A 14,439-nucleotide genomic window follows, 5' to 3' on the forward strand; every position below is an offset into this window, starting at 1 on the left:
CTGTCGAAACTCTTGTGGACCAAATCGTCAACAGTTATGTTGACGACGGATCGAGGGAGTCCGCCGTGGCCGGTCAGCCACCCGCTCCCTTCGACGCGCCCGAGCCGACGGCGACCGGCACTCTCCGGCGTCCCACCCCGAGGTCTCCCACGAAGGGGAGCGCCAACCGGGGTCATCGCGACACTTGACAAGGAAGCCCCAATGATCATCGACTGCCACGGCCACTTCACCACGGCGCCCCCGGCGCTGGAGGAGTGGCGCAACCGGCAGATCGCGGGACTCGCGGATCCGTCCCAGGCACCCGCCCGCAGCGACCTGCGGATCAGCGACGACGACCTGCGCCGGAGCATCGAGTCCAACCAGCTGCGCCTGATGGACGAGCGCCGCGTCGATGTCACCGTTTTCTCCCCCCGGGCCTCTTTCATGGCCCATCACATCGGCGACTTCGCGACCTCCTCGCAGTGGGCGGAGATCTGCAACGACCTCTGCCACCGGGTCGCCGGCCTCTACCCGCAGCGCTTCGCCCCGGCGGCGATGCTCCCCCAGTCGCCCGGCGTCGACCCTGCGAGCTGCGTTCCCGAGCTGACCAGGTGCGTCGAGCAGCTCGGCGCGGTCGCCGTGAACCTGAACCCGGACCCGTCCGGGGGACACTGGACGGCCCCTCCGCTGACGGACCGCTCGTGGTATCCGATCTACGAAAAGATGGTCGAATACGACATTCCGGCCATGATTCATGTGAGTACGAGCGTGAATCCGGCCTTCCACACGACGGGCGCGCACTACCTCAACGCCGACACCACGGCCTTCATGCAGCTCGTCCAGGGCGACCTGTTCAAGGACTTCCCGACGCTGCGATTCGTCATCCCGCACGGCGGCGGAGCGGTGCCCTATCACTGGGGGCGCTTCCGCGGTCTGGCGATGGCGCTGGGGAAGCCCCCGCTCGAAGAGCATGTGCTGGGAAATGTCTATTTCGATACGTGTGTATACCACCAGCCCGGTATCGACCTCCTCCTTGACGTCATACCGACCCGGAATGTTCTATTTGCCTCGGAAATGATTGGGGCGGTTCGGGACATCGACCCGTGTACGGGCCACCATTTCGACGACACCCGCCGGTATGTCGAGGCCGCCAAGCTGCCGGACGCCGATCTGGCCGACATCCAAGAGCGCAACATCCGCTCCGTCTACCCGCGTCTGAACGCTCTGCTGACCCGCCAGGGTCGCTGACCACAAGAGGCCGACCACAAAAGAAGGAGCCGCAGATCATGCACGACATCGGAGTGGTCCACCGCAGCATCACCCGGCCTCCGCGCGAGAGCGTCGAGGCCCTGGCCCCGTTCGGCGTCAGCACCATCCACGAGGCGATGGGGCGCACCGGGCTGATGCGGCCCTACATACGCCCCGTCTACCGCGGCGCGCGGACGGCCGGAACCGCCGTGACCGTGCTGCTTCAGCCGGGTGACAACTGGATGCTGCACGTGGCCGTGGAGCAGGTGCGGCCCGGAGAACGTCCTGGTGGCGGCGTGCACCACGGAGAGCGAGGACGGCTTCTTCGGCGAACTCCTCGCCACCTCCGCCCGTGCCCGCGGCGCGGTCGGCCTGGTCATCGACGGCGGCTGCCGCGACATCGACGCCCTGGAGGCCATGGACTTCCCGGTGTTCAGCAGGGCGATCAACTCCAAGGGCACGGTCAAGGCCACCCTGGGCTCCGTCAACGTCCCCGTCGTCTGCGCCAACGCGCCGGTGACGCCCGGTGACGTGGTCGTCGCCGACACCGACGGCGTGGTCGTCGTACCCGCCGCACGGGCGGCCGAGGTCGCCGAGGCCTCCCGCCGCCGAGAGGACGCCGAGGCCGGCAAGCGGGAGCGGTTCGCGGCGGGACAGCTCGGTCTCGACATGTACGGAATGCGAGAGCCGCTCAAGGCCGCCGGGCTCACTTACGTCGACTGACCGGCCCCGGCCCACGGGTCCCGGCAGGCGGGAGCCACCCGGCACGGGGACCGCGTTCCGGCGACGGCTTCCGGCTCGGCCCGCGGGGGCGCCGACCGGGAACCGCACCAACCATCCAGAGGAAACGCAATGCGCATCACCGACTCGCACACCCATGTCATCGCGCCCGACACCACCCTGTACCCGATCGACCCCATCGGCGGCCGGCAGTCGGAGTGGTCCAAGGAGAACCCCGTCGACATCGACGGTCTGGTCCACGCGATGGACGAAGCCGGCATCGACCGGGCCGTGGTGGTCCAGGCGTCCACCGTGTACGGACACGACAACCGCTACGTGGTGGAGGCGCTGCGCCGGCACCCCGACCGCTTCGCCGGCGTCTACTCCCTCGACGCGAACGCCGCGGACGCCGTGGAGAAGATCAAGTACTGGCAGGACCAGGGCCTCTCCGGCTTCCGGCTGTTCACCACCGGTACGACGATGCCCGGCCAGGGCGACTGGCTCGGCCGCGAGGACTCCTTCCCGGCCTGGGCCTACGCCGAGGCGCACAACATCCCGGTGTGCCTCCAGATGACGATGCGGGGCCTGCCCGCGCTGCGCGACCTGCTCAGGCGTTTCCCCGGGGTGCGGGTGCTGCTGGACCACTGCGCCCGCCCCGAACTCGCCGACGGCGCCCCGTACCACCAGGCCCGGGAACTCTTCGAACTCGCGAGCTTCCCCGGCGTCCACCTGAAGCTGACCAACCGCACCCTCGCGGCGGCCGCCACCGGCAGCTCCACTCCCTCGGCGTTCCTGGACAGGCTGGTGTCGGCCTACGGCGCCCGGCGCATCGCCTGGGGCTCCAACTACCCCTCGGCCAAGGGCCCGCTGACCGAACTGCTGGCCACGGCGACGGACACGCTGTCGTCGCTGGGCGAGGAGGAGCGGGCGCTGATCCTGGGCGGCACCTGCGAGAAGTTCTACCCGACGACGACCGGGGGAGCCCACCGTGTCTGAACAGAGCGTGCTCCGCACGGTCCTCGCCGACTATCCGCACACGATGCCCCTGAAGCGCGGGGAGTCGGCCGGTGCCCGCCTGCGCCTGGACTTCCAGGAAGTCTCCCCGGTGCACAAGGCGTTCGCCCCCATGGTGCGCGACGAGGCCTACGACCTGTGCGAGTTGGCGATCGTCACCGCGTTGCAGGCGGTGGCCTACGGCCGTCCCGTGGCCGTCCTGCCTGCGGTGGTGGCCTCCCGCTTCCAGCGCGGCTGCCTGATCGCCCACGCCTCACGCCCGCTGGCGGACCCCGGGGAACTGGCGGGCAGGCGCGTGGGCGTGCGCTCCTTCACCCAGACCACCGGAATGTGGGTACGGGCCCACATGGCCGAGGACTACGGCCTGACGGCGGACCGGGCACAGTGGATCACCCGCGACGCCGCCCATGTCGAGCAGTACACGGACCCCGGCTACGTCGAGCACGGCGTCGGTGACCGCGGCCTGCCCGAGCTGCTGCGCGACGGCGGGATCGACGCCGCGATCCTCGGCAACGACCTTCCCGGCGGCGACGAGTTCGTGCCGGTCTTCCCCGACGCCGCGGCCCGCGACCTGGATTGGTGGCGGCGCAACGGGTTCATGCCGATCAACCACATGGTGGTCGCGGGACGGTCGGCGTGCCGCCGTGACCCCGCCGCGCTGCGTACCGCCTACGCGCTGATGCGGGAGGCCGCCGAAGCCGTGGCGCCCGCGGAGGGTGAGCCGAACCCCGTGCTGTTCGGCTTCGAACGACTGACCCGTCCTCTCGAGATGGTCATCGACACGTGCCTCGAACAAGGCCTGCTGCCCCACAAGCTGAGTGTGGATGAGGTATTCGGTCCGGCCCGGGAAATTCTGGGCGAGCTGGGTGACTGAGTCACCGAACAGTGGCAGAGCCCGGCAATCGTCGCTCGGCATGCCGGCACTTCAATGGAGAATCCGGAAGCTATGACAAACTCCCTGACTGAGAATGAGTCCACGTCGGAGAAAAAGACGAAGTCCAAGCCCTTCTACAAGGACCTGACGGTCCAGGTCTTCGTCGCCATGGTGGTGGGGGTGCTCATCGGCGCCTTCGCACCCGACATCGGAATGCATCTCAATTTCCTCAGCGACATCTTCATCCATCTGATCCAGATGGTGGTCGGTCTGATCATTTTCTGCGCCGTCACACACGGAATCGCCAGTGTGCGCGACTTCGGCAAGGTCGGCCGCATCGCGATCAAGTCGCTGGTGTACTTCGAGGTGATCACCACCTTCGCGCTCATCATCGGCCTGGTCGTGGTCAACGTCCTTCAGCCGGGCGCGGGGATGCACATCGATCCCGCCAGCCTGCACGCCGACTCGTCGAGTGCTCCCGCCGAGTCGATGGGCTTCGACGACTTCCTGGTCAGTCTGGTGCCGACCTCGGCCGTGGACGCCTTCGCCCAGGGTGACATTCTCCAGGTCCTCGTGTTCTCCGTGCTGTTCGCCTGCGGTCTGGCCTCGCTCGGCGACAGGGCGGAGCCGGTGGTCAGCCTCATCGGCAACATGCAGCAGGCGCTCTTCTGGATCATCGGCCTCGTGATGAAGGTCGCGCCGATAGCCGCGATGGGCGCCATATCCTTCTCGGTGGCGAAGTTCGGCCTGGGAACCCTGCTGTCCCTGGGCAAGTTCATCGCCGTCTTCTATCTGATCTGCCTGCTGTTCTTCGTCCTGGTGCTGTGGCCGGCGGCGAGGTACGCGGGGGTCGGTCTGCTGAAGATGATGCGCTACTTCCGGGCCGAACTGGTTCTCGTCCTCGGTACCAGTTCGTCCGAGAGCGTCTTTCCCCAGCTGACGGCGAAGCTCCAGAAGCTCGGTGTCGACGAATCGGTGGTCGGCCTGGTGCTGCCGACCGCGTACAGCTTCAACCACGACGGAACCTGTCTGTACTTCGCCGGCGTCAGCGTCTTCCTGGCCCAGGCCACCGGTACCGACATGGACTGGAAGGCACAGGTGGGACTGCTGCTGGTCCTGCTCCTGACCTCCAAGGGCGGCGCGGGAGTCGCCGGCTCCGCCATCGCCGTCCTGGCGCTGACGCTTCAGTCCACCCACTCGATCCCGGTCAGCAGCATCGCGCTGGTGCTCGGCATCCACCGCGTGCTGTCCGCCGCGTTCGTCTTCACCAACATCGCGGGCAACTGCATCGCGACGCTGGTGGTGGCCAAGTGGGAGAAGGCCGTCGACCGGGTCCGCCTGACGAAGGAACTGGACACCGGATACCAGGCCGTCTGAGCGCCGCCGGGCACGTCGGCAGCCGACGTGCCCGGCGGGCCATCGCCGTCCTGAACCTCAGAGCGGGTTGAGGCGGGCCCTGAGCAGGCAGAACTCATTGCCCTCGGGATCGGTCAGGACATGCCAGCTCTCCTCGCCCGTCTGGCCGATGTCGGCCGGACGGGCACCGAGCTTCAGAAGGCGGTCGAGTTCGGCGTCCTGATCGCGGTCGGTGGCGTTGACGTCGATGTGCAGCCGGGACTTCCCCCGCTGCGGCTCGGCACTGCGACTGAGGATGATCGTCGGCTGCGGACCGCCGAACCCCTCGCGCGGCCCGATCTCCAGCGTGCCGTCGTCCTCGCGATCCAGTACGACGAAGTCCAGGACCTCGCACCAGAACCGCGCCAGCACCTCGGGCTCGCGGCAGTCGAGCACGAGTTCACCGATCCGACATGCCATGAAGCAACCTGCTCTCAACAGTGAAAACAATCCCGCGACGGTACCGGACGGGGCGAGCGGGGGCGAAACGATTCGAGGGGGCGCTGCGGTCGGGGGGCCGGGGTGGCCGTGCCGGGGTTGGCGAGCGAGCTGAGAGAGGCGAAAGGGTGGGGCGTCCACCTCGCCGATCGCACGCCCGACCAAGACCCGCCCGCCGGTCTGATGTTCGTTACTCCAGTACGCAGCGCGCCGCGCCTCCGGGCAGCGTGACGAGTGCCCCGCCATGGCTCCCAACTCGGGGGTCTGGCGGGGCTTTCGTCGTGTCCGGGGGGTTGCCGTCCCCGGCACTCCTGCCCCGCACCGCGCGTTCTGTCAAGACGTGTGCGGGTATCAATACTAGTGCCCCCGGCGGGCGTACCGTTGCGTAGGAGGAAGGGGCCGGCGATGGCGACAGAGCTAGCGAAGAACGTCAAGAAGCATCGACACCGCAAGGGGTGGAGCCAGGAACGTCTAGCAGAGGAAGCCGGGGTTGCGATCCAAACGGTTCGCAAGATCGAACAAGGCGGGGACGTACGTACGGACACGCTGCACATGGTGGCTCGCGGCCTACAGGTCACCACGGCCGAACTGTTCGTCGCGGACTCACCGGCCCCTGTGGTGGGGGACGAAGCGTCCCGCCGAAACCTGGTCGAGCTGCGTAAGGCGCTGATGCCGCCCGTGGGGCTGGACGCCCCCGTGATACTGGCAGCCGAAACCGGGGACGTTGCCGACCTTCACCAGCGCATCGAAGACGTACACGCGCTGTACTGGGCCGACCGGTACGACTCCGTAGCGCGGCAGCTCCCCGGGCTGCTGCGGGCTACCGAAGCCGCTGTTGGGAACGCCGAGGGCGAACCGGACACGGAGCAAGCCACCGAGGCCCGGACTTTCTCGTTGCTGCTCGCGGGGAAGTACCTCACACAGGTTCGGCAATACGACTTGGCGTATCACGCGCTCGCGGAGTCCATCCGTCTTGCGCGGGATGCTGGGCAGACGTTGACCGCCGGTACTGGGATCGTCGGCATGTGCTGGCTACTCCTGCGGCAAGACCGGTTCGACGAGAGCGAAGCACTCGCCCTACAGACCGCCGAAGCGATGGAACCGCGCATGTCGTCGGCGAAACCGGCAGAGCTGGCCGTGTGGGGGGAACTCTGGCTACGCGTCGCGTCGGCCACGGTGCGCAACAACAGGCCCGACGATGCCGCGGTTGCCCGTCGCATGGCGGGAACGGCTGCTGGCGGACTTGCTCAGGAGCGGAACAGCTTCCCGAACCACTGGGGCGGCTTCGGCCCCATCACAGCCGAGATGAAAGCCGTGGAAGATCTTGCGCTAGACGGAGACGCGCGCGGAGTGCTACGACGGGCGGACGAAGGGGTTCTAGGGGGTAAGGCGGTAAAGGCCCTGGGGAAGCCGACCGCGCCGAACTGGGGGCGACACCGCTTGGACGTGGCACAGGCTCATGTGTCGTTGGGGTCCCACCAGGACGCCATGTCCGAACTGGTCGGGCTCCGCGAGAGCAACGGCGCGTGGCTCAAGCACCAGCCCTTGGCCCGGTACGTCATGTCCGACGTGCTCAGCTCCCGGAAACGGACCCTCACGGCGGAGATGCGGGACATGGCTTCCTACCTTGGGGTTTTCTGAGACTTACCACGCTGCATAGTAGTTAGCCGGTTACGCTCGGCGAACTACCGTGCTTGTTCCGTGGATTGACTACCCATCACGCCTTTACGTTCGTGGCTCACCCCCTACCCGCGGAAACACGGGAGACCAGGCCATGAACCGCACCCCCGCCGACCGTCAGCGACGACGGAACCTGTACGACGCGTCCTCGGGACGCTGGCCCACCGTGCGCGCTCCTCACCAGGGAACGACCACGGCGACGCCGAACGATCCGCGGGAGCCCGGAGCGCCGAAGTGAACACGGCCCCCGCCGTCGGCGCGCTGGTCCTGGACACTGCGAAGGACCAGATCGGCGAGTACCGCGGTGAGTGGGCCGGGGAATGGTCTCTGCGCCCCGTGGGCGGCGGGAAGGAATGGACCGCCAAGCCCGAGGACGTGAAGGCCGTCACGCCCGGACAGCGCTTGCGTGCCCGGACCGCCCTCGCCAACGCGCGGAGCCGGGGTGAGCTGCTGTGACCACCCGGAGATTCCGGCTCGTGAACTGGTCGTTGGTGCCGACCGACGACGAGCCCGACACCCCCGCCCCGACGTACGCCTTTCGCTGCTGCACCTTGGACGACGAGGACAAGGAGTGCGGGGCCGAGTCCGGGCCGCAGACGGATTCCGACGCTGCGCGCAAGTGGGCTTGGGATCACTGGGAGTCCACCGGACAGGAACACTCGGCGTTCAGTGAGTGGACCGTGCGGCCGTGGGCGATGCACCAGGGCGGTCCGGCATGACCGGCACTGGCGAGCCGGTGGGCCATTGGGCCGAGGTACGCGCGGGAGGACCGGTGTACGGGACCGGCGAGACCGCGCAGCACGTCTTAGGCACCTTCCAGACGATTTCCCCCGGTGCTCGCGCTGCGGTGGCTCCGGGGCGAGGCTCTGCGCATCGTGGACCGGCTCGACCCCGACCCTGAGCGCTCCGCATGGGTGCGGCCGTTCATGCGCGCGGACACCGTGCCCGTGCCCGACTGCCCCACGGAATTTCGGTTCTGGGGTCTGGACCCCGAGGAGCACCTGGCCGCACGAGACCAGCTCAAGGAGGGGGCACCCCTGTCTGTGGTCATCCCTGACAAGGGCTGCCGCTTCACCTTGACGGTCTGGCCCGTGGCTGTTCCCCGGCCCGATTCCAGCCCCACGCTGCCCGCCGATGAAGGACAGCCCACAAGCCCCCTCTCTGGTCACACGAGCCACAGGAAGCCCCGGCGCAAGGCGGGTGGGCTCATCCCCTTTCTGTGACCAGGGCGGGCCGCTCGGCACCGTATGACGGACACGGCGGAGCCGAGCACCCCGAACCTCAACCGTGCACCATGACCGAAGGAGAACAGTCGTGAACACCCTTCCCCATGCCGAGCGCACCGCAGAGCGCGCACGGGAGATCCTGACGGCCATCGAGGCCGATCCGGAGTTCGCCGCGTTCAGGGCCGCGAGCCTGCGCTACGACGAGGACTGGACGTGCTTTACCGGCGGTCCCGTCATCAGCGAGTACGACCAGGCCGAAGACGCGGCCCCGCTGTTCATCGAGGGACTGCGCGCGCTCTGCCTCAAGGCCGCCGTGTTCGAGGCGACCGGCGACGAGCGCACGGCAGAAATCCCCGTCGCCGTGCCCGTGGACGAGATGACACACGCGATGATCGCTCAGCCGCAGATCCTCGCCCGGATCACGGCTCGGGTCGGCGCGCAGATCATCCACCAGACCGACCAGGAGCACACCGACTGGACACGGGACGACTACACCCACCAGGCGTACCGCGCCGCGTGGGGCGAGCCGCCCGCCCGGTACTGGCTCACGCACGCGGAGGTGTCCCGCCGGCTCGGCATCCTGCGCAGGAGGTACGAGGCAGCGGGCTTCCGCCGGATGGGCCTCGCGCACAGCATCATGTTCGAGCCCGTCCCCGCGTAGCGGTTAGCCGAGTGCCTGCCGCATCACGGTGAGCGGGTCCAGTTCCGGGAAGCGTTGCCGGATCTGCTGCTGTGCCTGAGAGATCAGGTCATCCAGGAGGACCGGTGCCGCGCCGTACAGCACATCATGCAAGTACGGCACCACCGCGGAAGGGTCGGGCGGCAGCTGCAACTCGACCATCGGCGGCTCGCCTTCGCTCTTGTAGCGCTTCGCGGGCAGCCCGACCTTTTCGGGGTGGACACACACCGGTGTCCCGTCGCTCAAGTACCGGTGCCCGTCTGCCTTGTTGAACGGGCATTCCGGGGTCGGTCGCTCGAACACGTCGAACTCGCCGACCGCGTGAAACCGCGACGGACAGATGCCGCACGCGCGGTGGTGTACGTCGCCGTTCACGAAGGGCTCGGGCATGACCGGAGCCTAGCTTTCACCAGCACCACAGACGCCCGTTTCGGACCGCACCACCCCCTCATGGGGGGATGGGCGGCCCGAGCGGGTTGCCAGACCCGTTGCGGGGCCGCTGCGCGCGTTCAGCAACGGATGAGGGACCGAACCACGGTGCGCACCGTGCAAGGTTCCGCCGCCCCGTCCGTGTCCCGCCCCCGTGGCGCATGGGCGGGGCTCTGCTTTCCCTACTCCCACGCTTTGAGGACCAAGCGACGTGTTGCAGTGCACCGCGTACACCGACGTTCCCGAGATTGACGCGCTCGTTGCGCTCACCACCATGGAAGGCGGCCCCGACAACCCGCCAAACGTTCTCGCCCCGGGTGACTTCCTACTCTGCGAACTCGGCGAGCACGCCGACCAGCACGAGCACGCCGCACAACTCTGGGCCGCCGAGACACCCGCCATACGGGACCTGTGGCTGTTCTGGACCGGCACCGGCACGCACCGCACGTACAGATTCGCCGAGCTGCCACCGTGCCCCGCGAGCGTTCACAGCGAGTCCGTCACACGGGGGCGTGCGTGCGAGTTCTACGCCGGACACCCCACCGAGCACTCGTGGCGGGTGACGCACCCACTCGGCGGGCTGCTGGCCGACCGTGCCCAATCCGAGGTGCAAGGCATTTGGAACGCAGACGACCAGGACGAGGCGTGAGCCGGCCGACCGTGATCCGATGCGCCGCCGTGCCCTCCCTCGCGGTAGGTGACAGCCTTGCCGGACTCGTCATTCTCGACGCCCCCGACGAGTCCCGATGCGAACTCGGGGAGGCGCACGAGAACGACCACGCTCGTTTGATTCGGTACGTCGAGCCTGACGGCGCGGTGTGGCTCCGGTGGAACGAGAACGACACACGATTGTCCGGGCTGCTGCCCTGGTGCCAGGAACAACAGTCCGGGACCGAGGACGCGTGCGGCCTGTTCGCCGAGCATCCCGCCCCGCACAGGTGGGACCCGCTCATGCACGCCCGAGCGGCCAAGCCGGCGGCACAGCTCGGGTTGCAGAACCCGCACCGCTCGGCGGGCAGTCTCCCACGCCACCTTGTACCGCTCGGGAGGGTCGGGATCGGTCAGGACATGCCAGCTCTCCTCGCCCGTCCGGCCGATGTCGGCCGGACGCAACCTGCTCTCAACAGTGAAAACAATCCCGCGACGGTACCGGACGGGGCGAGCGGGGGCGAAACGATTCGAGGGGGCGCTGCGGTCGGGGAGGCCGGGTGGCCGGGTGTGCGGACGCCCTCACCCTCCGCGGTCGCCGCGATCCGCTGGTGTGGGCGAAGCGGCGCCGGGTGTTATTGAATGAGGTGTGCGGTCTGGGGTCTCGGGATCCCGCCGTGCGAGTTCGGGTACGGTCCCGGCGCTGTGCCGGGGTTGGCGAGCGAGCTGAGAGAGGCGAATGGACTCCACACCGCCCCCTTCGTCCTCGTCGTCCTCGTCGCCGTTCGACCTGGTCAGCAGCGCCCTGGGGGAATACATCCCGCACCGCGGAGCGGCAGCGGCGGCCGGTCGTGCCGAGCCACGGGGCGACCGCTCCGCCGGCCGGCCCGTGGACGGCGACACGGCGGCCGGTCAGGAGCAGATCCTCGGCGCGGTCAACCTCGACCGGGACCTGAGAATCACCCACCGCAATCTGGACGCCCCCGTCTTCGCGGGGCTCGACGCCGAGGTGGGGAGCCCGTTCGTCGACCTTCTGCCGCCCTGGGACGTACCGACGGTCACCCGGCGCCTGCGGCAGGTCCTCGAGACCGGTGAGGCACACGTCGCCCGGGTCCAGCGCCTGCGCCGGCGCGACGGCTCGGAGCTGGTGGTCTCGATGAGCATCCTGCCCGCCGCGCCACCCCGGGAGGGCCTGACCGTCTCCGTGATCGCCATGGCCAGAAGGCTGCACCTGTACGCCTCCGAGACCGCGATCGGCACGTCGCTGGACATCGGCGAGACCGCCCAGTCGCTCGCGGAGTCCCTGCTGGCCTGGGGAGACGTGGCCGCCATCGACCTCGACTTCTCCGTGTGGACGGGCGAGGGGGTCACCGAGCGGGAGCAGGACCGGGTCCGGCTGCGCAGGGCCGCCCTGGTGCCGGACCGGGCCTGGCCCGAGAGCTATGTGACTCCGGGCGAGGACCTCCCCGCCGAAGCGAGCCGTCTGCTGGCGCAGGCCATACGGCGGGGCGACGTCCCGCAGGCCATCGTCCTGCCCGACCGGCAGACGGTCGAGGAGGTGCTGGGAAGTCAGCGGCTGGTACGTGCCCTGGTGCCCGGCGACCGGGCGGCGGGCGTGGCGTGCATACCGCTCGTCCTGGACGGCTCGCCGCCCGTCGTACTGGGCGTGGCCGAGGTCTGGCGGCGGGCCGACCGCCCCTTCGACGACGGCGAGCTGCTCGACCTGCAAGAACTGGTGGCGAGAACCTCCCACCACGTCGACCTGGCCCGCCAGCACCAGCGTGAGCACACTCAGGTGCTGGCCTTGCAGCGCCGGCTGCTGCCGCGCTCGGGCGGCGACACCATCGACACCGCCAGCGTCTACCAGCCCGCCACCCCCGACAGCGCGGGCGTCGGCGGTGACTGGGTGAACAGCTTCCCGCTGCCGGACGGCCGTACCGCGCTGGTGGTCGGTGACGTGGTCGGGCACGGCCTGGGCGCCGCGGCGACCATGGGGCAGCTGAGCATGGAGGCCCGCGCCCTGCTGTCCGCGGGGCTCGCGCCCGACGAGGTGCTGGAGCACCTGGACAAGACCGTGACGCTGCTGGACGACGCCGACTCCGGGCTGGCCGCCGGCTACAGCGCCCTCGGATCCACCTGCTGCATCGCCGTCTACGACCCGGTCAGCCATCACGTGGCGCTGTCCAGCGCGGGCCATCTCCCCCCGATCCTGGTGTCCCCGGACGGGCACGCCGGCCCGCTCCCGGTGCGGCCCCACCCCGGTCTGGGCGCCGAGTTTGCGCTGCGGGAGCCCTTCGAGGTGCACACCTTCACCGCACCGCCCGGCTCCCTGCTCGCCCTCTACACCGACGGCCTGGTGGAGGATCCCGCGGTGTCGATCGACGAGGGCATCGACAGGCTGGCGCACGCCGTCTCCACGGTGCACCCCTGGGACGCCCTCCCGCGGGCGGCACGGCGCGTGGTCTCCGCGCTCGCGCCGGCACCCCAGCGCGACGACGTGACCCTGATGCTCGCGCGCATGATCGGCCACCGGAAGGGGGACACCGCGACCTGGCGGCTGCCCGCCCGCAGCGACGCCGCCGCTCGGGCCCGCGCGGCGGTCTCCGCGCTGCTGCGGCAGTGGGGCACCAGGGAGGACACCAGGTACAGCGCCGTGCTCCTGGTCAGTGAGCTGGTCACCAACGCGGTCCGCTTCGCCGGCGGCCCCATCACCGTACGGCTGATAAGGATCGGCCACGGCCTGCGGTGCGAGGTGGGCGACACCGGGAACGGCAGACCGCGGCTGAGGCGCCACGGGCTCCAGGACGACGGTGGTCGCGGCCTGCACATCGTGCACCGGCTCACCACCCGGTGGGGGGTGCGGTGGACGGACGCCGGAAAGGTGGTCTGGGCCGAGGTCGCGAGGTGACGCGGGCCCGCCCTACAGCCAGACCCCGTCCATGGCGGTGGCCGTGAGGCCCGGGGCCGCCGCGTACAGCACGGCACGGTTGCCCGCCTTCTGCCCGGTGTCGTGCGCCCTGCGCAGGATGTCGAACACGGCGGCGCCCCCGCGGTTGCCGCTGGTGTAGCTGTCCCGGCTGTGGTCGAGCAGCCCCGACGGCCACTCTTCGGGCATCGTCTGCTCCATGTACTCCAGCACCCGGGTCCCGCCGGGGTGCGCGAGCAGTACGTCGGGGTGCCAGGGGTCGGGGGCGTCCTGGTAGCGGACGCGCAGCCACTCCCACATCGCGGTGACGGTGTTCTGCACGGCGCGGGGTCCGCGCCGGTCCATCACGAAGTGGGTGCCGTCCGCCCGCGTCTCCAGGCGGTGCAGGTCCCGGGTCCCGCGCAGGGTGTGGTGCCAGGCGGAGTCGAGCCGCAGCACCGACTCGCGCCTCGCGCGGCCCGTGACCACCGCGGCGACCGCGGTGTCCGCGAACAGCAGCCGGACGATCAGGGACTCCAGGGTGTCGTCCGCGGGCTGGTAGGTCGTGCTGAGCGCCTCGGAGATCACGATCAGGACCACCCGGTCGGGGTCCGCCGCCACGAGATCCGCCGCCAGCGCCAGCGAGCGGGTCCCGGCGATGCAGGCCCACTGCGTGGCCGGCAGCAGCATCACGTCGTCGCGGAGCGGAAGCCGGTTGGCCAGGGCGATGTCCAGACCCGGCAGGGCCGGGGTGGTGGAGTTGCTGGTGATGAGGCAGTCGACGTCCGCGATGTCCAGGCCCGCGATCTGCAGGGCCCCGCGCGCCGCGCGTTCCCCGTAGGACTGCACGGCCTCCCAGGCGGGCGCGGTGCGCTCCTGGACGGTCTGCGGTGCGGGTATCGCCCCGAGGGAGGCGATCACGCGGTCCACGTCCTGCTCGGAGAACCCGTCCCGGGCCAGTGCCTCCCGGGCCGGGCCGGCGCCGGCCGTGCCCAGCCCGCCTCCTGCGCCGGGCGCGACGGCGGTCTCCAGCGGGAGCATCCACCCGCGGGTCCGGATGCCGGTACTGGCCGCGATGCCGTCGACCCGTGGAGCCCACGGCGCGTGCGGGTGCCGGCCGCGCACCTCCGTCACGATCTGGCTGGTCTCCACGGCGTGCTCGCCGTGTATCACGGCGGGCGGGCACAGGTAAGCGGCCACGATT

At 69.7% G+C, this 14,439-nt stretch carries 13 protein-coding genes and 1 pseudogene; 11 read left to right on the forward strand and 3 right to left on the reverse strand.

Annotated features, from left to right (window positions below; all coding sequences use genetic code 11):
- Nucleotides 1–201: 201 nt before the first annotated feature.
- The 5 genes and pseudogenes from AC4IHM_RS29940 to AC4IHM_RS29960 all read left to right on the forward strand — a co-directional run bounded on the left by AC4IHM_RS29940 (nucleotide 202) and on the right by AC4IHM_RS29960 (nucleotide 5,212).
- A complete protein-coding gene (locus AC4IHM_RS29940) occupies nucleotides 202–1,227 on the forward strand; it encodes an amidohydrolase family protein (RefSeq protein WP_490870085.1) in 1,026 nt (341 codons plus the stop codon).
- 38 nt (nucleotides 1,228–1,265) lie between these two features.
- Nucleotides 1,266–1,950 (forward strand): annotated as a pseudogene (gene ligK / locus AC4IHM_RS29945) (4-carboxy-4-hydroxy-2-oxoadipate aldolase/oxaloacetate decarboxylase).
- 129 nt (nucleotides 1,951–2,079) lie between these two features.
- Nucleotides 2,080–2,943, forward strand: coding sequence for an amidohydrolase family protein (locus AC4IHM_RS29950; RefSeq protein ID WP_490870086.1), 864 nt, complete (start codon nucleotides 2,080–2,082; stop codon nucleotides 2,941–2,943).
- A complete protein-coding gene (locus tag AC4IHM_RS29955) occupies nucleotides 2,936–3,835 on the forward strand; it encodes a substrate-binding domain-containing protein (RefSeq protein WP_490870087.1) in 900 nt (299 codons plus the stop codon). The genes AC4IHM_RS29950 and AC4IHM_RS29955 overlap by 8 nt, the downstream gene beginning before the upstream one ends.
- 72 nt (nucleotides 3,836–3,907) lie before the next feature.
- Nucleotides 3,908–5,212: a cation:dicarboxylate symporter family transporter gene (locus tag AC4IHM_RS29960; protein ID WP_490870088.1), complete on the forward strand. Its 1,305-nt coding sequence runs from the start codon at nucleotides 3,908–3,910 to the stop codon at nucleotides 5,210–5,212.
- A 57-nt stretch (nucleotides 5,213–5,269) separates the two neighbouring features.
- Here the strand turns inward: AC4IHM_RS29960 and AC4IHM_RS29965 are convergent, their stop codons facing one another.
- Nucleotides 5,270–5,650, reverse strand: a complete 381-nt coding sequence (locus AC4IHM_RS29965; RefSeq protein WP_490870089.1) for a VOC family protein — start codon at nucleotides 5,648–5,650, stop codon at nucleotides 5,270–5,272.
- Between the two features lie 423 nt (nucleotides 5,651–6,073).
- Between AC4IHM_RS29965 and AC4IHM_RS29970 the strand changes: the two genes are divergently transcribed.
- From AC4IHM_RS29970 to AC4IHM_RS29985, 4 genes are all read left to right on the forward strand, one after another.
- Nucleotides 6,074–7,309 (forward strand): helix-turn-helix transcriptional regulator, encoded by a 1,236-nt coding sequence (locus AC4IHM_RS29970; protein WP_490870090.1) that lies wholly within the window; start codon nucleotides 6,074–6,076, stop codon nucleotides 7,307–7,309.
- Nucleotides 7,310–7,582: 273 nt separating this feature from the next.
- Nucleotides 7,583–7,804, forward strand: a complete 222-nt coding sequence (locus AC4IHM_RS29975) for a hypothetical protein (RefSeq protein WP_490870091.1) — start codon at nucleotides 7,583–7,585, stop codon at nucleotides 7,802–7,804.
- Nucleotides 7,801–8,067 carry a DUF7848 domain-containing protein gene (locus AC4IHM_RS29980; RefSeq protein ID WP_490870092.1) on the forward strand — a complete coding sequence of 89 codons (267 nt, stop codon included), beginning with the start codon at nucleotides 7,801–7,803 and terminating at the stop codon, nucleotides 8,065–8,067. Before AC4IHM_RS29975 ends, AC4IHM_RS29980 begins: the two co-directional genes overlap by 4 nt.
- Before the next feature lie 595 nt (nucleotides 8,068–8,662).
- Nucleotides 8,663–9,235, forward strand: coding sequence for a hypothetical protein (locus tag AC4IHM_RS29985; RefSeq protein ID WP_490870093.1), 573 nt, complete (start codon nucleotides 8,663–8,665; stop codon nucleotides 9,233–9,235).
- Nucleotides 9,236–9,238: 3 nt separating this feature from the next.
- Here AC4IHM_RS29985 and AC4IHM_RS29990 read toward each other — a convergent pair whose 3' ends face one another.
- Nucleotides 9,239–9,643, reverse strand: coding sequence for a hypothetical protein (locus tag AC4IHM_RS29990; protein WP_490870094.1), 405 nt, complete (start codon nucleotides 9,641–9,643; stop codon nucleotides 9,239–9,241).
- Nucleotides 9,644–9,893: 250 nt separating this feature from the next.
- Here AC4IHM_RS29990 and AC4IHM_RS29995 point away from each other — a divergent pair, with 250 nt between their 5' ends.
- Nucleotides 9,894–10,331, forward strand: coding sequence for a hypothetical protein (locus AC4IHM_RS29995; RefSeq protein ID WP_490870095.1), 438 nt, complete (start codon nucleotides 9,894–9,896; stop codon nucleotides 10,329–10,331).
- 738 nt (nucleotides 10,332–11,069) lie between these two features.
- Nucleotides 11,070–13,238: an ATP-binding SpoIIE family protein phosphatase gene (locus tag AC4IHM_RS30000; RefSeq protein ID WP_490870096.1), complete on the forward strand. Its 2,169-nt coding sequence runs from the start codon at nucleotides 11,070–11,072 to the stop codon at nucleotides 13,236–13,238.
- A gap of 12 nt (nucleotides 13,239–13,250) precedes the next feature.
- On the opposite strand, the gene AC4IHM_RS30005 is transcribed toward AC4IHM_RS30000, so the two are convergent.
- The gene (locus tag AC4IHM_RS30005) at nucleotides 13,251–14,435 is read right to left on the reverse strand and encodes a beta-ketoacyl-[acyl-carrier-protein] synthase family protein (protein ID WP_490870097.1); all 1,185 of its coding nucleotides are present in this window, start codon (nucleotides 14,433–14,435) and stop codon (nucleotides 13,251–13,253) included.
- Nucleotides 14,436–14,439: the final 4 nt, after the last annotated feature.

The organism is Streptomyces sp. SL06 (assembly GCF_058244745.1).

Excerpts from the sequence above, each read along its gene's own strand:
- AC4IHM_RS29940 (WP_490870085.1), top strand. The coding sequence starts at position 202 with ATGATCATCGACTGCCACGGCCACTTCACCACGGCGCCCCCGGCGCTG.
- AC4IHM_RS29950 (WP_490870086.1), top strand. The coding sequence starts at position 2,080 with ATGCGCATCACCGACTCGCACACCCATGTCATCGCGCCCGACACCACC.
- AC4IHM_RS29960 (WP_490870088.1), top strand. The coding sequence starts at position 3,908 with ATGACAAACTCCCTGACTGAGAATGAGTCCACGTCGGAGAAAAAGACG.
- AC4IHM_RS29965 (WP_490870089.1), bottom strand. The coding sequence starts at position 5,650 with ATGGCATGTCGGATCGGTGAACTCGTGCTCGACTGCCGCGAGCCCGAG.
- AC4IHM_RS29970 (WP_490870090.1), top strand. The coding sequence starts at position 6,074 with ATGGCGACAGAGCTAGCGAAGAACGTCAAGAAGCATCGACACCGCAAG.
- AC4IHM_RS29990 (WP_490870094.1), bottom strand. The coding sequence starts at position 9,643 with ATGCCCGAGCCCTTCGTGAACGGCGACGTACACCACCGCGCGTGCGGC.
- AC4IHM_RS30000 (WP_490870096.1), top strand. The coding sequence starts at position 11,070 with ATGGACTCCACACCGCCCCCTTCGTCCTCGTCGTCCTCGTCGCCGTTC.